We start from the raw sequence: 19,311 nt of genomic DNA on the forward strand, positions 1-19,311 counted from the left end.
GTTAAAACCATTTTGGTATAAAGATTAGTAATCCAATTATAGCACTTGCAGCGGCAAATACCAAAACGGCACCTGCCGCCATGTCTTTCGCTTCTTTCGCCAGTGGATGGATTTCCGGTGACGCCAGATCCACAACCCGCTCTATTGCAGAGTTCATGACTTCCAAAGCGATCATTCCACCGACCAGTAAAATAATGATGATCCATTCGCCTTTCGACAGCCCGCTCAAGGCACCAGCTATTAAGACCACAAGGGCCGCTAAAAAATGGATCCGCATGTTCTGCTCTTTTTTCCACGACGACCCAATCCCCTGAACCGCAAACTTGAACGAGTTAAAAAATCTACTCGCCTTCATAATTGTCCCGGGTAATTCCGAACGAAGAAAGTATTTCTTCTTGCTTTGCGAACATTTCCTTCTCGTCTTCTTGATTCATATGGTCATAGCCCAGCAAATGCAAAAATCCATGGACTGCCAAAAAACCCAGTTCCCGTTCGAATGAATGGCCGTAATCGGCGGCCTGTTCTTTAGTCCGGTCAAGGGAAATGATAATATCACCGAGCATGCGCGGTTCCAGGGCTCCGACAATTTCCACTTCCCCTTCTCCCATTTCTTCCATTGCAAATGATATTACATCAGTCGGAGCGTCTTTGCCCCGGTATTCTTTATTGATGCCCTGTATCATCTCGTTCGTCACAAACGTTACGGAAACTTCAGCAGCGCCAATGTTTTCAGCTTTTGCAGCATGCTGCAGTATCTGCTCCACAAATTCCAGCTCACTGTCACTTAATGTGGCTGTTTCATCCATCAAATCGATCGATATCATCGCTGTTTTCTCCTTTCAACTTATTTCTTTCGGATATTCAATGCGTGTATGAAAAATGCCATTCAGTGTTTCGCACATGATGTGCTTTACTGTTTTCAGTTCTTTCATCGTTAAATCGCATTCATCAAATTGCCCATCTTTAAGTTTATCTTCTACAATCGCGTCCACCAATTTTTTTATTTTTTCTGAAGTTGGTTCTTTCATGGACCTAACTGCAGCTTCAATGCTGTCTGCTACTGAAATAATGGCAATTTCCTTGGTCTGCGGCTTAGGTCCGCTATACCGGAATGCCGATTCTTCGATATTCGGATCGTTTTCTTTCGCTTTATGATAGAAAAACTTCAAAAGGCTGGTGCCATGATGCTGCGCCGCCACATCCACAATCTCTTTCGGCATTTTATGCTTTTTCAATAGCTCTGCTCCGTAAGTGCCATGTGCCAAAATAATCGCGCTGCTGGTTTCCACCGGCAATGAGTCATGCGGGTTTGTAATATTGACCTGGTTTTCAATGAAAAACTGCGGCTGCTTTGTCTTCCCGATATCATGGTAATAGCAGCCGACACGGGCAAGGAGGCCGTTCGCGCCGATTGCTTCGCACGAAGCATCCGCCAAGTTCGCAACCATGACGCTGTGATGATAAGTGCCAGGCGTTTCGGTGAGGATTTTCTTCAATAACGGATGGTTCGGATTGGACAGTTCAATCAGTTTCATGGTCGACAATAGCCCGAATGCCGATTCGAAAAATGGCAGCAGACCGATCGTCATGGCTCCTGACAGTAAACCGGAAATGACAGCGGCCGCGAAATAAAAACTGATTTCCGTCCAGTCGTATTGGCTTTGGCCAATCAATAAGTAAAAGCCGATAAACAATGCGTTAACTACTGCGACAGCCAGACTCGTCTGCAATAGGCGGGTGCGCCGGTCTGCCTGCTCAATCAAGTAAACGCCGGTAAGCCCACCGAATATGATATATAACGCGATATCCATCTGAAGCGTTCCCGCGTTTCCTTCTTGCAACATCATACCCCCAATAGCCCCTACTAAAAACGTCAAATAAACTGCAGTCCGTTCGTTTAAAAGCATCCGGGCAATCATGCCAGCCAAAGCTGTAGGAAAAAGAAAAGCGATCATCACGGCAAAATTACCGCTGACGGCACTCAATAATTTCATAATCGTCAAGGAAATTGTGAGCACCGCCATTATAACCAAAAGCGCAGTTGTTTTTTTCTGTTGAGTAGCGTTCGCCCGGTGAGTCACCACAATAAGAATTCCGAGCACAATCAAGACAAATAACAACAACCCGATAAACGGTTTATAGTCCTGCTGTTCTTCGGTCATTCCCGCCAGTTCGAGCTGCCGGTACACTTCTTTATCAACCACTTGGCCTTCCTGCACCAATACTTGCCCCTGCAAAATCCGTGTCGGTTCCACACTGGCTTTTGCCTGCTCAATCTGTGCTTTGGTCAATGTTTCATTGATCACTTCATTCGGAACAATGCTAAAACGGCCGATGGTGATCATTGCTTGAAGGACAGTAGCAGGTATGTTCTGGTTTTCACGCAATTGCTGTTCGACTTTGCTACGGATACTTGAAACGTCTTCTTCTCTGATCGGTTCTTTCAGTTCTCTTTCCACAACGCCGATCAAAACTTGCTCGACTTGAAGTAAAGTTTCTTCAGGCAGCAGCAGCAATGCCTGCAGCATATCATCCGTTAGCCTAAGGCCGTTGTCGCTTGTTTCCATCAGTCTTAGATTTTCACGCAGCGTATCCACCATCTTTGGGATATCTGGTTTTTTGTCCGACTTTTTATCAGCCGGTTGTTTAGCCTCAAGGATATATCCGAATAATGAATTGATAACGGCTGACTGGTTTCCAGCTAAGGAATCGTTGAATTGGTAACTTGGCGGAATTTCAGCTGCCACCCGCTGCCTCTCTTCTTCGGTTTTGATGGGATCTTCCACTGTTTTTGCTGATCGGATCGTTTCTTCGGAAAGCTGAAAAAGGCTTATGGAATATGTTTCGCTTTTTACTGAACTGTATAAGAAAGCATAAGCAATGAGGCCGATCAAAAAGATGATTGCCGCAGCCATCACTTTATAGCCTGCTTTATCGTAAAGTTGCTTTGCCCGCTTTTGCATAGAAACACCCCACTTCTAGTACTTCCATCATACCAATTGTAAGTGGGTATTTCACTGATAATTACAAATTTATTGAAATTATTTACCAGTATTTACAATGTTAATAAAAAAAAACCAGCCTTTAAATAGGCTGGTCTTCGTATGCTTCAATAATTTTTGCCACAAGTGGATGGCGGACGACATCGCCGCGTTCCAAGTATTGAAAATGGATGCCGCGAACTTTCTGCAAGATCGTCTCTGTTGCAATCAAACCGGATTCGACTCCGCGCGGCAAATCAATCTGCGTTTTGTCTCCTGTAATAATCATTTTTGAACCAAACCCCAGACGTGTCAAAAACATTTTCATTTGCGCTTTTGTTGTGTTCTGCGCTTCATCCAAAATGACAAATGCTTCATCCAGCGTGCGGCCTCTCATATAGGCTAGAGGCGCTATTTCAATGGTTCCGCGCTCTATCAAACGATTTGTCTGTTCCAAGCCCAGCACGTCGTGCAGCGCATCGTATAGAGGACGCAGGTAAGGATCTACTTTTTCCTTCAGATCGCCTGGCAGGAACCCTAGACTTTCGCCTGCTTCCACTGCCGGCCGCGTCAAAATAATTTTCTTCACTTGGCCATTTTTTAAAGCCTGTACAGCCATAACCACCGCTAAATAAGTTTTCCCCGTTCCGGCCGGGCCGATTCCGAATACAAGATCTTTGCTTCGCACCGCATGGATATAATGGCGCTGGCCAATTGTTTTTGCACGTATCGCTTTGCCATGGGCGTTGCGGGCAACTTCTTCATCATAAAGTTCAGCGAAATATTCAATAGTCCCGGCTCTCGCCATTTCTATTGCAGAAACGATATCGCGCTGATCAATATTGATTCCCTTGCGGATCACTTTCAATATTTGTTCAATCAGCACTTTTCCTACCTGTTTGCCTTCATCTGAGCCAGACAGCCGGATTACATCGCCGCGAGTAATTATTTGAATTTGAAATGCTTCTTCAATCAATGTCATGTGACTATCAGATATCCCGAGCAGCAGCACCGCTTCATTTGGATCTTTCACATGAAGTTCAAGTAATTGGTTTTCTGTCATGTACTCGCTCCTTGGAATCGCATTTTTACTATAAATTCACTGTATCATTAAGTGTGAATAGTTGTAAAACATTTTATATGGATTAAGTTTACATAATAAAATTATCTAAATAAAACCGGTCAGCATGGGCTGACCGGTTTATCTTATCTTCTTGATTTTGGCGGCGACAGAATTTCTGCCAGTATGATGCCTCGTTGGACATCATTTGCATCAAGCGGCAATAATTCTTCGCTTCCGCTTTCTTTTTCTTTCGCTAGAGGCTGCGGGTTATGAGCCGACAATCTGCCTGGAGACATCATTTCTTTTGCTTGTTTCTGCGCTTTTTTGACCGGTGCTTTCTCAGCTGCTTTTTCTACAGCGCGTTTGACTTGCTGAGTGCGTTCCGGGTGGCCGTTCATCTGGGTCTGCAATTCCCCGTAAATTTCTTTCGCGTAATCTTCAGCCCGTTTGAAAGTCCTTTGTCCAGCCTCTCTTCCGGGCACTTTGCGTTTAGCAGGCGCATCAGAATCTTCCGCCCTTTTTTTATTGTTGAAAAAGGCTCCGATTGCCATCACTATTAAACCGAAGATGAGAGCTTCCATGCTTAAAACCTCCCTTTACTGCCCGGCATTACTTAACGTCTGCTTTTTCAGTACCTGTACGGGCAATTGAATCTCTCATGCCGGTATCGGATTGGATATTCTTATAGTTCACGTAATCCATGACACCCATATTACCGGTGCGAAGGGCTTCTGACAAAGCAAGCGGCACTTCCGCTTCCGCTTCGACCACTTTCGCTCTCATTTCGACCACTTTCGCTTTCATCTCTTGTTCACTTGCCACGGCCATTGCACGGCGTTCTTCCGCTTTTGCCTGAGCAATCTTTTTATCGGCTTCCGCTTGTTCAGTCTGAAGCTCGGCACCGATGTTTTTGCCGATATCCACGTCTGCAATATCGATCGACAGGATTTCAAATGCAGTACCGGAATCCAGCCCTTTGGCCAAAACGGTTTGAGAAATCAAATCCGGATTTTCAAGCACAGTCGCATGGCTTGTACTGGAACCAAGAGTCGAAACAATCCCTTCGCCTACACGGGCAACGATTGTTGCTTCACCGGCACCACCAACCAGACGGTCGATATTGGCCCGAACTGTAATGCGGGCTTTCGCTTTCACTTCAATCCCATTCATTGCCACACCTGCAATAAATGGCGTTTCAATGACTTTCGGGTTAACGGACATCTGAACCGCTTCTAATACGTCACGCCCAGCCAAATCGATTGCAGCTGCGCGTTCAAACGGCAATTCGATGTTTGCCCGATGTGCGGCAATCAAAGCATTCACTACGCGGTCAACGTTACCGCCTGCCAAGTAATGGCTTTCAAGCTGATTAATGGTAACTGTCAATCCCGCTTTTGAAGCCTTGATCAACGGATTTACAATCCGCGACGGAATTACGCGGCGCAGCCGCATCCCAACCAATGTAAAAATACTGACCCGTACGCCAGCCGCCAAAGCGGAAATCCAAAGCGTAATCGGAACAAACGTGAAGAAAATAGCCAATACAACGATGATGGCGATTATTGCAGCGCCTAATCCAAGTGTTTCAATTCCCATTTCTTATTCCTCCCCTTCTTGGTCAATCTCCCGAACAACGATACGAGAACCTTCTACTTTAATGATTTTAACGCTTTTGCCCAAATCCACGAAACGGCCATCTGATACGGCATCAATCCGTTCATCATCCAGTTTGATGGTTCCGGATGGACGTAGCGCGGTTACCGTTACAGCAATCTGCCCCACCAGTTCCGGACGATTGACAGCCGAGACATAGCCGCTTGCCGTATCAGTGGCATCAGTCAAAATTATCCGTTTGAATAAGTGAAGCCGTTTGCCGAAAAATTTCAATATGATCACCATCCCTGCTGTAGCTACAATTAATGCAATAAGTATTGCAATGGCAGTAGTTTTCAGATCTCCTCCTGCCAAGAGCACGCTACCGAGTATAGCGGCAAGCCCTAAAAATCCTATTATACCACTCGGCATAAGAAGTTCGGCGGCCAACAAGGCAAAACCGATTATCAATAAGATGATCGATTCATACCCAGCCAAGCCTGCGACCAGATGCCCGTAAAAGAACAATAATAACGAAGAGAGCCCAAGCAGCCCCGGCACTCCAAGGCCCGGCGTGAACATTTCCAAAAGCAATCCAAGAGCGGCAATCGACAACAAAACCGGCACGACGAATGGATTGGTCAGAAATTCCGCTAATTTTTCTGAGAAAGTTTCATCGGCATTGACGATTTCAGCTTCTCCGGCCTGATACTCCTGCAAATCACTATTGGCATTGGCCATTGCCAAAGCATACTGTGAATCACCGCCGGAAGAAACGGCATCCTTTTCCATTATCAACGGCCAGGCACTGTTCGCTTTGTCAGCGTCCGCATTGCCTGCTTGGTCGATTTCGAATATGACAGCTTCCGTATCGGCTGCTTCCGCTTTAATGGGCACTGCATAAACAGGGCTTCCGGCAGCATGGAGAGCAGGGATCAGCAGCAGAAATGACAATAGAAAAAGACCAAAAGCCGTAAAACCTTTAAGGCTGCGCAAAGGAATCTCTCCTTTCGTTTTACTGTTACTTTATTTACGGATGACTAAGCAAATGGTTTCATAAATATTCGCTCTTTTTATTATAAATGATTTTTTTCCATTAAAGAAAGAATGCGCTTACATTTTCAGCACAGTCTTTTAAGAACTGCTTACCTCTGACACATTTGCCCTTATCTTCAAGGGTCCTATTCATGGTTGAAAATTTGAAGAATCATTGCTGTTCATTCACATTTTATAATAGATATAGTTATTCTTCTCGGATGGCCTTTAAACATTGGCAGTTTCATAAAATAATATAGTTATTTTAAGACAATAAAAAACCGGCTGCACGATTTCTCGTACAGCCGGTTTTAGCTGATCGTTCATATTTTTTAAAAGTCGATTTAAAGTAAAGTCAATTAAAATTTACGTTTACGCGCAGCTTCTGATTTCAGTTTGCGTTTTACGCTTGGCTTATCATAATACTCGCGCTTTCTTACCTCTTGCATTGTTCCGGATTTAGAAACAGTGCGTTTGAAGCGGCGAAGAGCATCTTCAATTGATTCGTTTTTACGAACAGTTGTTTTTGTCATCTCTTTTTCCCTCCCTCCGAACACACGTTGAAACACATAACAACTAGTGTTATATATTAAAAAATTATACCGTATAACCTCTTATAGGTCAACAGTTAATAATCCGTATTTGAAGTTAGCCCCTGCATGATTTGAACACCCGAGCTTGCACCGATGCGAGTAGCTCCCGCTTCGATCATCGCTTCTACATCTTCCAGGCTTCTAACTCCACCGGAAGCTTTCACTCCAAGATCCGGCCCGACTGTTTCGCGCATCAATTTCACATCCGCTACGGTTGCTCCGCCTGTAGAAAATCCTGTTGAAGTCTTGACGAAATCCGCTCCTGCTTCTTTTGAAAGGCGTGAAGCTGCCGCTTTTTCTTCATCAGTCAATAAACTGGTCTCAATGATGACTTTAACAATCGCTTTGCCTTTTGCCGCTTCCACGACTGCAGCAATGTCATTCTTGACCAATTCCATGTCGCCGCTTTTAAGTGCGCCGATATTGATGACCATATCAATTTCGCCAGCGCCTTTGGAAATGGCATCTGTCGTTTCAAATGCTTTTGTTTCTGAAGTCGATGCGCCAAGCGGGAAACCGATGACGGTACAGACTTTTACCGTGCTGTCTGCCAGTTCTTTTGCAGCCGTTGCTACCCATGCAGGATTGACGCAAACAGAAGCGAAGTTGTATTCTGCCGCTTCTTTGCAAAGCTTGACGATTTGTTCTTTTGTTGATTCGGGTTTCAGTAATGTGTGGTCGATATATGAGGCTAAGTTTGCCATGTAGAAAGCTCCATTCTGATTCTAAGTTTATTAAACGGTCAATTCTTCCATAACACGGACAAATTGCCCTTCGTTATATGGATATCCCGCTTTGGTGATTTTCACTTTGACGATTTTGCCAATCAACGATTCGTCTCCTGGAATCACGACTTTTAAATAATTATCCGTATAGCCTTCCAGCAGACCGCTGTCTGGATTTTCTTTAAAACATTCTTCTGGAATAATTTCCAGCAATTCTCCTTCAAAATGCGAAGCGTATTCTTTTGCCAGCTGATCGTTTAAAGCAATCAGCCGGTGAACGCGTTCATTTTTAATTTCTTCATCGATTTGGTCTTCCATCCGGGCAGCCGGTGTGCCCGTGCGTTTCGAATAAGGGAAAACATGAAGTTCTGAAAATTTATGGTCATTGATGAAATTGAATGTTTCCATAAACTCGTCTTCCGTTTCTCCAGGAAAGCCAACGATAACGTCTGAAGTGATGGCAAGGTCCGGCAATGCCTTTCGCAGCTGGACAAGCCGGTCCGCGAAAAATTCCATCGTGTATTTCCGTCTCATGCGTTTTAAGACCGTGTTCGATCCGGATTGGATCGGAATATGCAAATGGCGGACGACAATTTTTGAATCGCGCAGCACTGCAATCACTTCATCCGTCAATTGGCTTGCTTCAATGGACGAGATCCGCAGCCGCTTTAACCCTTTGACTTCCGTCTCCAAATCGCGCAACAGCTGTGCAAGGTTATAGTTTTTCAGGTCTTCCCCGTAACCGCCTGTGTGGATGCCGGTCAGGACGATTTCCAGATAGCCGGCATCGACCAGCTGCTGTGCCTGGCGCACCACTTCTTGCGGGTCACGTGAACGCATAAGGCCGCGGGCCCAGGGAATAATGCAGAAAGTGCAAAAATTATTGCAGCCTTCCTGGATCTTCAATGATGCACGCGTGCGGTCAGTGAAAGCCGGCACATCAAGTTCCTCATATATCCGGTTTTTCATGATATTGCCGACCGCATTGATCGGTTTCCGCTCTTCTTTATATTGTTCGATGTACCCGAGCAGTTTGGTGCGGTCCTGTGTGCCCACCACGATGTCGACGCCCGGAATCGCCATGATTTCAGCCGGGGAAGTCTGGGCATAGCAGCCTGTCACACAAATGACAGCATCGGGATTTTTCCGAACGGCCCGGCGTATCACTTGGCGGCTTTTTTTGTCTCCTGTATTGGTTACAGTGCACGTATTAATGACATAAACATCGGAATGATGATCGAACTCGCCGCGCTCGTAGCCTTGTTCTTTGAACAATTGCCAGATTGCTTCTGTTTCATAATGATTCACTTTACAGCCTAAGGTATGGAACGCCACCGTTGACATAAGTGCCCACCTCTTTCATTCGAATTCATAGGACATTGCAGATAATGCATATAACGGAGCTGTTTCCGTGCGTAAAATTCGCGGCCCAAGAGATGTAAACAGTGCGCCGCTTTCTTTTAACAGCGAAACTTCCGCTTCTGAAATCCCGCCTTCCGGGCCGAATACAAGGAGTATCGAGTCTTTATCATACAATGATTTCAATGTTTCGGCAAACCGCTTCCGGCTGCTATCCCGAGCTTCTTCTTCGTAAGCTACAATGACGGCATCAAAGGATCGTGCCGCTTCCATCAGCTGTTTGAACGTATGGATATTATGTATGTGCGGGATATGTGTCCGATGTGACTGTTCAGCTGCTTCTTTTGCAATTTTTTGAAGCCGAACCCGTTTCTTCTCACTTTTTGATCCATCCCATTTGACGATTGAACGCTCCGCGGCAAAAGGAATCAAGGCATGCATGCCAAGCTCCGTAGATTTTTGTGCAATCAGTTCCAACTTGTCGCCTTTTGGCAACCCGCAAGCAATCGTCACTTGTTTGGGCATTTCGACATCCGCTTCGATTTCGTTTTCGATGTGGACTTCCACATCAAATTCTGCAGACAGAATGGTCGAAAGAAACGCTTTTCCACCTGCCACAACTATCAACTGGTCCCCTTCACTTTGACGCATAACTTTGGCGATGTGCTTCGCATCATCGCCAGTTATGGTCACTTTATGATTTTCGGGTACGTTGCCTTCAATAAAATACCTCTGCATCTCTGCACCCCGTTATTCCGGTTTTTTTGATATGATCGTTACCCAGTCTTCCATCATCATGACATCTTCAACAACAAACCCTGATGCTTCAAGCGCTTGTTTCACATCGTTTTTCTTTGCTGAAATGATGCCTGAAGTAATATAGCGTCCTCCTGGTTTGACTACATTGAACGCATCGTCTGTAAAGGAGATGATGATTTCAGCCAAAATATTGGCTACCACTACATCGCCTGGCTCATCAATCGTATCCAGCAGATTCCCTTGGACTACGTTGATTTTGTCCTGAGCTTTATTCAGTTTGACATTGATGCGGGCAGAACGTACAGCAACTTCATCCAAATCAAGGGCATGGACTTCTTTCGCTCCGAGCAAAGCGGCTCCGATTGCCAATACACCTGATCCAGTCCCTACATCAATCACGCGATGGCCCTGTTTAACCGTTTTTTCCAGCGCTTGTAGGCTCATCACTGTAGTAGGATGGGTACCTGTTCCAAATGCCATGCCTGGATCTAATTCGATAATCAATTCATCGCTTGATACCGGTTTATAAATTTCCCACGTTGGTACAACCGTAAAACGCTGAGAGATTTTAACAGGGTGATAATACTTTTTCCACGCTGTTGCCCATTCTTCTTCGTTCACTTCACTGATCGTCACCACATTGGATCCTATATTGATATCAAATTTTACCAAATTGCTGATGGCCAGTTTAATCGCCTCAACTGTTTCTCCCAAAAAGCTATTGACGGGCAAATAAGCCTTTAAAATAACGCCTTCATTTGGAAAATCATCTGGATCCAGCGCATAAATTTCTCCGAACTGGTCTTCACGTTCTTTCGTCAAATCTTCCGAGTCTTCTATCACAACGCCGCTCGCCCCTGCTTCGTGTAAAATATTCGACACAGGTTCAATCGCTTCGTTTGTCGTACGGACCGCTAGTTCTGACCATTTCATTTAAAACCGGCTCCTTTACTCACCTTTAATTGTTCGTTTAATCTTATCAAACAGCGAACTGCCTTGTTCTTCTGGAATATCTCCACTGATTTCCGCAAATTCACGGAGCAGCTGTTTTTGTTTTTCGTTCAGTTTCGTTGGTGTTTTTACCCGTATGATGATGTGCTGATCGCCTACACCATAGCCATGGACGTTTTTGACGCCTTTTCCTTTCAATCGGAAACGGGCTCCACTCTGAGTTCCGGCTGGTATCTTCAGCTTTACTTTACCCGATACAGTTGGAACTTCGATTTCGTCTCCAAGTGCTGCTTGAGCAAAAGTGATCGGCAAGTCCAGATAAATATCGTCACCTTCACGTTCAAATGTTTTATGCGGTTTTATGCGGAATACTACATATAAATCTCCCGCCGGTCCGCCGTTGACTCCTGGACCACCTTGGCCGCTGACGCGCAATTGCTGGCCATCATCCACTCCTGCCGGAATAGTGACTTTGATTTTTTTGATCTTGCGCACTGTTCCTTCACCGCGGCAAGTTGCACATTTCTCTTCGATGATCTGTCCCGTACCTTGGCAATAATGGCATGCACGGCGGTTAACCATACGCCCGAATGGCGTATCTTGGGTAACATTCAACTGGCCGGAGCCTTCACAATGCGGACATTTTTTCGGTTTGGTTCCCGGTTTTGCACCTGAGCCATGGCAAGTTCCGCACGTTTCATCTTTCGGAATTTCCACTTCTGCTTCTTTTCCGAAAACTGCATCCAAGAAATCAATGGTCATGGAATATTGGAGATCGTCGCCTTTTCTTGGCGCATTCGGATCACGCCGTCTTGTGCCGCCACCAAAAAACGTGCTGAAAATATCTTCAAATCCGAAACCATCAGCGCCGCCTGCGCCAAAACCGCCAAATCCTTGATTCGGATCTTGATGGCCGAATTGATCATATTGTGCTCTTTTTTGGTCGTCGCTCAACACTTCGTATGCTTCTTTTACTTCTTGGAATTTCTCAGAAGCATCTGCAGCTTTATTAATATCCGGATGGAATTGTTTTGACAATGTCCGGTATGCTTTCTTAATTTCTTCTTTAGAAGCGGTCTTGGAAACACCCAGCACTTCATAATAATCTCGCTTGTTCATAAGTCACTCTCCCTCTTACAGTCAACTGTAATTGTACACGGTTTAGAATAGGCTTGCAAAGACTCTAAGAAAAGCGGAAGCGCCCATGTAGATTCGACGGGCATAAGTCACTTTGGCAAAGTGGCGTGTTTTCAGCCACACAGCCAGAGTGGCTTATGACCCAAGGATCTGGGCGCTGGAGTCTAGACAAAAATCCGCTATTATAAAACCGTTTAAACCATCCAAACAAAAACCATTTTTACGCGGGAAAAAGCCAAAGCATGTTGCTTTGCTTTGACTTTTCCCGGTCTTGCTTATTTATCGTCTTTTACTTCTTCGTATTCAGCGTCTACAATATCATCGCTTTCTGGCGCTCCGCCTTCAGCTCCCTGTTGGGCTGCCGCAGCTTGCTCGTAGGCTTTCATTGCCAATCTTTGAAGAATTTCGTTCAATTTATCTTTTTTCTCACGGATTGCATCAATGCTGTCGCTTTCTAAAGCAGCCTTCAATTCATCACGCGCTTCTTCCGCTTGGCGTTTTTCTTCGTCTGTTACAACTTCGCCAAGGTCTTTGATCGTTTTATCTGTTTGGAAGACAGCTTGGTCCGCTTCGTTGCGAAGTTCAACTTCTTCTTTCACTTTCGCATCCGCTTCTGCATTTTCTTCCGCTTCTTTGATCATGCGTTCGATTTCATCTTCAGACAATGATGTGTTGGATTGAATTGTGATTGTCTGTTCTTTTTGTGTTCCAAGGTCTTTCGCTTTAACGCTGACAATACCGTTTTTGTCGATATCGAATGTCACTTCGATTTGCGGAATGCCGCGTGGTGCCGGTGGAATATCCGACAATTGGAAACGTCCAAGCGTTTTGTTGGCTGCTGCCATCGGGCGCTCCCCTTGAAGTACATGGATATCTACAGCTGGCTGGTTGTCAGCAGCAGTTGAGAACGTTTGTGATTTTGAAGTCGGGATTGTCGTATTGCGTTCGATCAATTTCGTGAACACGCCGCCCATTGTTTCAATACCAAGCGATAGTGGAGTTACGTCAAGAAGAACAACGTCTTTCACGTCACCAGTCAAGACAGCGCCTTGTACTGCTGCTCCCATTGCAACGACTTCATCCGGGTTAACGCCTTTATGCGGGTCTTTGCCAGTTTCTTTCTTAACTGCATCTTGTACAGCCGGGATGCGAGTTGAACCACCCACTAAAATTACGCGGTCAAGTTCAGAAGGCGAAATGCCTGCATCTTTGATCGCCTGACGAGTTGGGCCCAATGTACGCTCAACCAGAGAGTGAGTCAATTCATCGAATTTCGCACGAGTCAATGTCACTTCCAAGTGAAGCGGTCCAGCTTCTCCTGCAGTGATGAATGGCAACGAAATTTGTGTAGAAGCAACGCCTGAAAGGTCTTTTTTCGCTTTTTCAGCAGCATCTTTCAAGCGCTGAGTTGCCATTTTGTCTTTCGACAAGTCAATGCCGTTGTCTTTTTTGAATTCCTGCACCAAGTAATCGATGACAAGCTTATCAAAGTCATCTCCGCCTAGACGGTTGTCGCCGGCAGTTGATTTTACTTCAAATACGCCATCACCAAGTTCAAGGATGGAAACGTCGAACGTACCGCCGCCAAGGTCATAAACAAGGATAGTTTCGTCAGTTTCTGTTTTATCCAGGCCGTATGCAAGTGCAGCTGCAGTCGGCTCGTTAATGATGCGTTCCACTTCAAGTCCTGCGATGCGTCCAGCGTCTTTTGTCGCTTGGCGTTGTGCATCATTAAAGTATGCAGGAACTGTGATAACCGCTTTCGTTACTTTTTCACCTAAGTATTCTTCAGCATAGCCTTTAAGATATTGAAGGATCATCGCAGAAACTTCTTGAGGCGTATAGTCTTTGCCTTCAGCTGAAACGGTTTCCTGTGTTCCCATAAGGCGTTTAACCGATTGAATTGTATTCGGGTTTGTGATGGATTGGCGTTTTGCAACTTCGCCGACTTGGCGTTCGCCGTTTTTAAATGCAACGACAGAAGGAGTTGTACGGTTGCCTTCTGGATTTGGAATGATTTTTGGTTCGCCGCCTTCTAGAATTGCGACAGCTGAGTTTGTTGTTCCTAAGTCAATACCAATAATTTTGCTCATTTAAATTCCTCCATTACTCGATTATTCGTTAACTTTTACCATTGATGGACGAAGCACTCTGCCTTTTAGGGTATACCCTTTTTGAAGTTCCATTAACACGGAACCCGACTCGGCGTTTTCGTCTTTTTCCTGCATAACTGCCTGATGGAAGTTCGGGTCGAAAGGTTCTCCAAGCGCCTTAACTTCTTCGAGGCCTTCACGTTTAACAGCTTCCAGCAAGTTATTCCGGACCATTTCCAGCCCTTTCAAAATAGAAGCGGCTTCTTCGCTTTTCGCTTCAACAGCCAATGCGCGGTCAAAGTTATCCATGACAGGCAATAAATCCGTCAACAGCGACTGGGCACGGAATTTTTCTGCATCTTGTTTGTCTTTTTGAGTGCGGCGCTTGAAATTATCATAATCCGCCATAAGACGAAGATACTTGTTTTGTTCCGCTTCTAATTGCTCCCGGAGCGCAGCCGTTTCATCAACTTGTGCTTCTGCCGCTTCTTCGGACGCTTGCCTTCTGGCAGTTTCTGTTTCAGAATCTGTTTGCGCCTGGAATTCCTCGTCTACTTCCACTTCGCTGACAACATCTTCAGTTTGTTGAGGTTCTTTTTCTTTAGACAAATCTGTTCCTCCTTTATTTCACTTACCCTGGATCATTCGGGTCAATTGTTTCGATAATTCGCCGCTTAGTGTATCCAATAAAGTAACGACACGTTTATAATCCATGCGTTTTGGACCTACTATAGCGATTGAACCCGTCTGTTCTTCTCCGATATCGTATGAAACGGTGATTACGCTGCAGTCTTCCATTGCAGACAAAGCGTTTTCTGAGCCAATCCGTATATGAAGCCCTTGGCTGCCGACAGGCAAAATCATCGGAATGTGCTTGGATTCTTCCATGACATTCATCAGATCCCTGATTTTGTGAAGATCATGGAAATCAGGCTGTCTCAGAATGTTCAGCTTGCCGCCGTAATAGACATTATCCTCATGAGGGGAAATGACCGCTTTCCGGAAAGTGGAAAACAATTCGCCATAACGATTGACATGCTGTTTGAAAACAGTCAACGTTTCTTGTTCCAAGCGCAGATGCAGCTCGTTCAGCGACACACCGACAAGACGGTCATTCAAAATATTGACCATCTTTTCGATATCTGCAGGATCAAGCCCCTCAGGTATCGTGAAGACCCGATTTTCCACATGCCCATTGTCAGTGACGATGATAGCCACTGCGGTATCCATGGTCAACGGGACAATCGACAGTTTTTTTACGGTATGCTTCCGGACATCCGGACCTAGCAGGATGGACGTATAATTCGTCAATTCTGACAAAATCATCGCCGACCGTTTGATGATTTCTTCGGTCTCCGCAATTTTATCTTCAAAAATAGACTGAAGCTGCTGGATGTCTTGTTTCGGAAGCGGCCGCGGCGTCAGCATATGGTCAACATAATAACGGTACCCTTTTTCAGAAGGGATGCGTCCGGATGAAGTGTGGGTTTTTTCTAAAAAACCCAACCCTTCGAGGTCAGCCATTTCATTGCGAATCGTTGCCGGACTAAATGGAAGTTCGGATTTTTTTGATAGTTGGTTCGATCCGACCGGCTGAGCTGATTGAATGTAATCATCTACTGTCACTTTTAAAATGAGTAACTGCCGTTCTGTTAACATGATCATCACCTCTGTTAGCACTCTATGTGTGCGAGTGCTAATACTATATTAAAATTAACAAATTCCATTTCCCTTGTCAACGGATGCGCCTTTTTTTGTGTAGACTTATTTACCTATCGAAAAGGCATGCTGCTTTCCCTTTCGTTTAGCCCAGAAGAAATTGTTCGAACACTTCATTGCCCACAAAGCGCCCTTTCTTGGTCAGCTTTACTCTGTCGCCTTCAATAGCCAGATTTTCATTGGCCACTTCTTTAGCCAATATCGCTCCATATACTTGTTCCAGAGATTGCTGGAATTTCTCTTCAAAGCCGCTGATGGAAACACCGGCTGTCTTGCGCAAGCCAAGAAACATTTCTTCTTCCATTTTTTCATTGACCGGCACTTCGTGTGTATTTAAAATTGGACGGATTCCTTCGTCAAGCGGTGCCATGTATTTTTTTAACGGCCCTGCATTTGAATAGCGCACGCCATTTACATAGCCGTGGGCTCCTGCTCCGACTCCGATATATTCAGCATTGTCCCAGTACAATAAATTATGGCGCGACTCGAAACCGGGAAGCCCGAAATTGGAAATTTCATATTGCTGCAGCCCTCTGGCTTCCATTTCATGCATCAACTTTTCGTACATATCCGCTTCCAGATCCTCGGTTACTGTATTGAGCTTCCCTTTCGTCATCAAGTTGTAAAAGACGGTCTTCGGCTCGATGATCAACGAATAGGCAGAGAAATGCGGCAAACCGAATTCAAACGCCTGCGTTAATGTATCTTCCCATTGCGCCATCGTCTGGCCAGGCAATCCATACATCAAATCAAAGCTCAAGTTCGTAAAGCCGACTTCCCGTGCTTCTTTCACTGCTCTTTTGACGTCGCCATTGCTATGGGTACGGCCCAGGCGTTTTAAAAGGTCCGCATCAAATGACTGGACGCCCATCGAAAGGCGGTTGACGCCGCCATTGAACAAGACCTGCATTTTCTCTTTTGTCAATTCATCTGGATTTGCTTCAGACGTCCATTCCAGGTTTTCTGCCATCGGCACGTATTGATGAATATACGCGAGCAATTTCTGTAATTGTTCCGGGGTCAAAGACGTAGGTGTCCCGCCTCCAAGAAAAATGGTTTCAAGCGGATGATCGAGCGCACCTTCCTGTTTCCAAAGTGCCAGTTCTTTTCCGAGGGAATCGATATAGGCATCCACCGGCTGGTCTTTGAAGAATACTTTATTGAAATCACAATAATGACAAATCTGATGGCAGAATGGGATATGGATATACAATCCTTTAACCATGCTATTCCTTCTTTCTAATAAGAAAAGGAGGCGCAAAGTCGGCCTCCTCTTTTTGTTTATTTTGATTGGTCATCCATTTTCAGGATGGCCATGAACGCTTCCTGAGGAACTTCTACAGAGCCCACTTGCTTCATGCGCTTCTTGCCTTCTTTTTGTTTATCAAGAAGTTTCCGTTTACGGGAGATGTCTCCGCCGTAACATTTAGCAAGAACGTTTTTGCGCATAGCACTGATGGTTTGACGCGCAACGATTTTTTGTCCGATCGCTGCTTGGATCGGCACTTCAAATTGCTGGCGCGGGATTAAATTTCTTAATTTATCAACAATGGCTTTTCCGCGCTCATATGCAAAGTCTCTATGGACGATGAAGCTTAGCGCATCCACTTGTTCACTATTCAATAGGATATCCATTTTAACCAGTCTGGATTCTTTGTAGCCAATCAGTTCATAGTCAAATGAAGCATAGCCTTTAGTGCCGGATTTCAGCTGATCAAAGAAATCATAAACAATTTCAGCCAGCGGCAATTCGTAGATGATGCTGACACGCGTCGCATCGATATAGTCCATTGTCATGAAATTGCCGCGTTTCTTCTGGCAGATTTCCATAACCGCTCCGACATAGTCGTTCGGAACCATTACAGTCGCTTTGACATAAGGTTCATTTACTTTTTCAATTTTTTGTGCATCCGGCATCATTGCCGGGTTATCGATTTTCAGCACTTCACCGTCGGTCATATGAACATCATAAATAACGCTTGGTGCCGTGGTAATCAAATCAATATTAAATTCACGTTCGATCCGCTCCTGGATAATTTCCATATGCAAGAGGCCTAAGAATCCACAGCGGTAGCCAAAGCCCAGCGCCTGGGAAGATTCCGGTTCGAATTGAAGTGCGGCGTCATTAAGCTCCAATTTTTCCAATGCATCACGAAGATCATTGTATTTGGATGTATCAATCGGATACAAGCCGCAGTACACCATTGGATTTAAACGACGATAACCTGGCAAAGCTTCAGCCGCCGGATTATTAGCCAGTGTAATAGTATCGCCAACAGTGGAATCGCCGACGTTTTTGATGGCGGCAGTGATAAAGCCGACATCCCCAACAGTCAATTCTTCCTGAAGCGCTGCATGCGGCGTGAAAACTCCCGCTTCGATGACATCGAATTCTTTGCCGGATGCCATCATTTTGATGCGGTCGCCCGGTTTGATTGTCCCTTCCATAATGCGGATGTAGGCAACTACACCGCGGTACGGATCGTAAAGCGAGTCGAAAATCAGCGCTTTTAAAGGTGCGCTTGGATCGCCGGTTGGTGCAGGAACTTTTTCAACAACTTGTTCCAAGATTTCTTCGATGCCAATGCCTGCTTTTGCAGAGGCAAGAACGGCTTCCGAAGCATCCAATCCGATCACTTCTTCGATTTCGCCTCTCACGCGTTCCGGATCTGCAGCCGGCAAATCGATTTTATTGATGACTGGAAGAATTTCAAGTTCGTTGTCCAGCGCCAGGTAGACGTTTGCAAGCGTCTGCGCTTCAATTCCTTGTGCAGCATCCACGACCAGGACAGCGCCTTCACAAGCTGCGAGACTGCGGGATACTTCATAAGTGAAATCGACATGTCCCGGAGTATCGATCAAGTGCATAATATAGGTTTCCCCGTCTTTTGCTTTATAATGCAATTGAACAGCATTCAATTTGATCGTAATGCCGCGTTCCCGTTCAAGGTCCATGGAATCCAAAGATTGAGCTTTCATTTCCCGGGAAGTCAGAGCTTCTGTTTTCTCCAAAATGCGGTCGGCAAGCGTAGACTTTCCGTGGTCAATGTGCGCAATGATGGAAAAGTTGCGTATTTTGCTTTGGCGTGCTAATCGTTCCTCATGATTCATTCTCTTCACTCCTATATAAACTACTCTGAATTATAACAGCACCGCTTCTAATGAGCAATCGTGGGCTGTTTAAAACGTTTCGCTGTCAAGGGAAACTTCTTTGCACATATCTATTGCATTCTTTTCCATGATTTGATAAAATAACTGATGTTGTATAGAGACATAAAAGAGTTGAGATGACTCCATCTCTGT

18 protein-coding genes are annotated in these 19,311 nt (G+C 45.2%); all 18 read right to left on the reverse strand.

The genetic code is table 11. The annotated features are described in order from the left end of the window. Position 1: 1 nt before the first annotated feature. The 18 genes from ACSFXN_RS08155 to lepA all read right to left on the reverse strand — a co-directional run bounded on the left by ACSFXN_RS08155 (position 2) and on the right by lepA (position 19,119). Entirely contained in the window at positions 2 to 355 is a 354-nt protein-coding gene (locus ACSFXN_RS08155; protein ID WP_300992598.1) for a diacylglycerol kinase family protein, read from the reverse strand. Beyond that, on the reverse strand, positions 342 to 824 hold the full coding sequence (gene ybeY / locus ACSFXN_RS08160) for an rRNA maturation RNase YbeY (protein ID WP_437149644.1): 483 nt from the start codon (positions 822 to 824) through the stop codon (positions 342 to 344). Before ybeY ends, ACSFXN_RS08155 begins: the two co-directional genes overlap by 14 nt. A 15-nt stretch (positions 825 to 839) precedes the next feature. Continuing rightward, positions 840 to 2,963 carry an HD family phosphohydrolase gene (locus tag ACSFXN_RS08165; RefSeq protein WP_437149645.1) on the reverse strand — a complete coding sequence of 708 codons (2,124 nt, stop codon included), beginning with the start codon at positions 2,961 to 2,963 and terminating at the stop codon, positions 840 to 842. 121 nt (positions 2,964 to 3,084) lie between these two features. Further along, a complete protein-coding gene (locus ACSFXN_RS08170) occupies positions 3,085 to 4,044 on the reverse strand; it encodes a PhoH family protein (RefSeq protein WP_300992593.1) in 960 nt (319 codons plus the stop codon). 143 nt (positions 4,045 to 4,187) lie between these two features. After that, positions 4,188 to 4,625: a hypothetical protein gene (locus tag ACSFXN_RS08175; RefSeq protein WP_437149646.1), complete on the reverse strand. Its 438-nt coding sequence runs from the start codon at positions 4,623 to 4,625 to the stop codon at positions 4,188 to 4,190. A 28-nt stretch (positions 4,626 to 4,653) separates the two neighbouring features. Next, a complete protein-coding gene (gene floA / locus ACSFXN_RS08180) occupies positions 4,654 to 5,640 on the reverse strand; it encodes a flotillin-like protein FloA (RefSeq protein ID WP_437149647.1) in 987 nt (328 codons plus the stop codon). Positions 5,641 to 5,643: 3 nt separating this feature from the next. Then, the gene (locus ACSFXN_RS08185; RefSeq protein ID WP_437149648.1) at positions 5,644 to 6,633 is read right to left on the reverse strand and encodes an NfeD family protein; all 990 of its coding nucleotides are present in this window, start codon (positions 6,631 to 6,633) and stop codon (positions 5,644 to 5,646) included. A gap of 398 nt (positions 6,634 to 7,031) precedes the next feature. After that, positions 7,032 to 7,205 (reverse strand): 30S ribosomal protein S21, encoded by a 174-nt coding sequence (rpsU, locus tag ACSFXN_RS08190; protein WP_008431605.1) that lies wholly within the window; start codon positions 7,203 to 7,205, stop codon positions 7,032 to 7,034. 95 nt (positions 7,206 to 7,300) lie between these two features. Further along, positions 7,301 to 7,969: a deoxyribose-phosphate aldolase gene (gene deoC / locus ACSFXN_RS08195; RefSeq protein ID WP_437149649.1), complete on the reverse strand. Its 669-nt coding sequence runs from the start codon at positions 7,967 to 7,969 to the stop codon at positions 7,301 to 7,303. A gap of 30 nt (positions 7,970 to 7,999) precedes the next feature. Continuing rightward, positions 8,000 to 9,334 (reverse strand): tRNA (N(6)-L-threonylcarbamoyladenosine(37)-C(2))-methylthiotransferase MtaB, encoded by a 1,335-nt coding sequence (mtaB, locus tag ACSFXN_RS08200; protein ID WP_437149650.1) that lies wholly within the window; start codon positions 9,332 to 9,334, stop codon positions 8,000 to 8,002. Between the two features lie 15 nt (positions 9,335 to 9,349). Further along, on the reverse strand, positions 9,350 to 10,087 hold the full coding sequence (locus tag ACSFXN_RS08205) for a 16S rRNA (uracil(1498)-N(3))-methyltransferase (RefSeq protein WP_437149651.1): 738 nt from the start codon (positions 10,085 to 10,087) through the stop codon (positions 9,350 to 9,352). 12 nt (positions 10,088 to 10,099) lie between these two features. Further along, complete coding sequence (gene prmA, locus ACSFXN_RS08210; protein WP_437149652.1) at positions 10,100 to 11,041, reverse strand: 50S ribosomal protein L11 methyltransferase; 942 nt, start codon at positions 11,039 to 11,041, stop codon at positions 10,100 to 10,102. Between the two features lie 15 nt (positions 11,042 to 11,056). Then, positions 11,057 to 12,178 (reverse strand): molecular chaperone DnaJ, encoded by a 1,122-nt coding sequence (gene dnaJ, locus ACSFXN_RS08215; protein ID WP_437149653.1) that lies wholly within the window; start codon positions 12,176 to 12,178, stop codon positions 11,057 to 11,059. Between the two features lie 293 nt (positions 12,179 to 12,471). Beyond that, positions 12,472 to 14,289 (reverse strand): molecular chaperone DnaK, encoded by a 1,818-nt coding sequence (dnaK, locus tag ACSFXN_RS08220; RefSeq protein WP_437149654.1) that lies wholly within the window; start codon positions 14,287 to 14,289, stop codon positions 12,472 to 12,474. A gap of 21 nt (positions 14,290 to 14,310) precedes the next feature. After that, complete coding sequence (grpE, locus tag ACSFXN_RS08225) at positions 14,311 to 14,898, reverse strand: nucleotide exchange factor GrpE (RefSeq protein WP_437149655.1); 588 nt, start codon at positions 14,896 to 14,898, stop codon at positions 14,311 to 14,313. A gap of 18 nt (positions 14,899 to 14,916) precedes the next feature. Then, positions 14,917 to 15,948 (reverse strand): heat-inducible transcriptional repressor HrcA, encoded by a 1,032-nt coding sequence (gene hrcA / locus ACSFXN_RS08230; protein WP_300992570.1) that lies wholly within the window; start codon positions 15,946 to 15,948, stop codon positions 14,917 to 14,919. 145 nt (positions 15,949 to 16,093) lie between these two features. After that, complete coding sequence (gene hemW / locus ACSFXN_RS08235) at positions 16,094 to 17,233, reverse strand: radical SAM family heme chaperone HemW (protein WP_300992568.1); 1,140 nt, start codon at positions 17,231 to 17,233, stop codon at positions 16,094 to 16,096. 56 nt (positions 17,234 to 17,289) lie between these two features. Continuing rightward, positions 17,290 to 19,119, reverse strand: a complete 1,830-nt coding sequence (lepA, locus tag ACSFXN_RS08240) for a translation elongation factor 4 (protein ID WP_437149656.1) — start codon at positions 19,117 to 19,119, stop codon at positions 17,290 to 17,292. Positions 19,120 to 19,311 lie beyond the last annotated feature (192 nt).

This window comes from Planococcus sp. 1R117A, from assembly GCF_051417975.1.
Taxonomy (GTDB): domain Bacteria; phylum Bacillota; class Bacilli; order Bacillales_A; family Planococcaceae; genus Planococcus; species Planococcus shenhongbingii.

What these genes read in the sequence shown, in the direction of transcription:
- ACSFXN_RS08155 (WP_300992598.1), bottom strand. Translation starts at nt 355, where the DNA reads ATGAAGGCGAGTAGATTTTTTAACTCGTTCAAGTTTGCGGTTCAGGGG.
- ybeY (WP_437149644.1), bottom strand. Translation starts at nt 824, where the DNA reads ATGATATCGATCGATTTGATGGATGAAACAGCCACATTAAGTGACAGT.
- ACSFXN_RS08165 (WP_437149645.1), bottom strand. Translation starts at nt 2,963, where the DNA reads ATGCAAAAGCGGGCAAAGCAACTTTACGATAAAGCAGGCTATAAAGTG.
- ACSFXN_RS08170 (WP_300992593.1), bottom strand. Translation starts at nt 4,044, where the DNA reads ATGACAGAAAACCAATTACTTGAACTTCATGTGAAAGATCCAAATGAA.
- ACSFXN_RS08175 (WP_437149646.1), bottom strand. Translation starts at nt 4,625, where the DNA reads ATGGAAGCTCTCATCTTCGGTTTAATAGTGATGGCAATCGGAGCCTTT.
- floA (WP_437149647.1), bottom strand. Translation starts at nt 5,640, where the DNA reads ATGGGAATTGAAACACTTGGATTAGGCGCTGCAATAATCGCCATCATC.
- rpsU (WP_008431605.1), bottom strand. Translation starts at nt 7,205, where the DNA reads ATGACAAAAACAACTGTTCGTAAAAACGAATCAATTGAAGATGCTCTT.
- deoC (WP_437149649.1), bottom strand. Translation starts at nt 7,969, where the DNA reads ATGGCAAACTTAGCCTCATATATCGACCACACATTACTGAAACCCGAA.
- mtaB (WP_437149650.1), bottom strand. Translation starts at nt 9,334, where the DNA reads ATGTCAACGGTGGCGTTCCATACCTTAGGCTGTAAAGTGAATCATTAT.
- ACSFXN_RS08205 (WP_437149651.1), bottom strand. Translation starts at nt 10,087, where the DNA reads ATGCAGAGGTATTTTATTGAAGGCAACGTACCCGAAAATCATAAAGTG.
- prmA (WP_437149652.1), bottom strand. Translation starts at nt 11,041, where the DNA reads ATGAAATGGTCAGAACTAGCGGTCCGTACGACAAACGAAGCGATTGAA.
- dnaJ (WP_437149653.1), bottom strand. Translation starts at nt 12,178, where the DNA reads ATGAACAAGCGAGATTATTATGAAGTGCTGGGTGTTTCCAAGACCGCT.
- dnaK (WP_437149654.1), bottom strand. Translation starts at nt 14,289, where the DNA reads ATGAGCAAAATTATTGGTATTGACTTAGGAACAACAAACTCAGCTGTC.
- hrcA (WP_300992570.1), bottom strand. Translation starts at nt 15,948, where the DNA reads ATGTTAACAGAACGGCAGTTACTCATTTTAAAAGTGACAGTAGATGAT.
- hemW (WP_300992568.1), bottom strand. Translation starts at nt 17,233, where the DNA reads ATGGTTAAAGGATTGTATATCCATATCCCATTCTGCCATCAGATTTGT.
- lepA (WP_437149656.1), bottom strand. Translation starts at nt 19,119, where the DNA reads ATGAATCATGAGGAACGATTAGCACGCCAAAGCAAAATACGCAACTTT.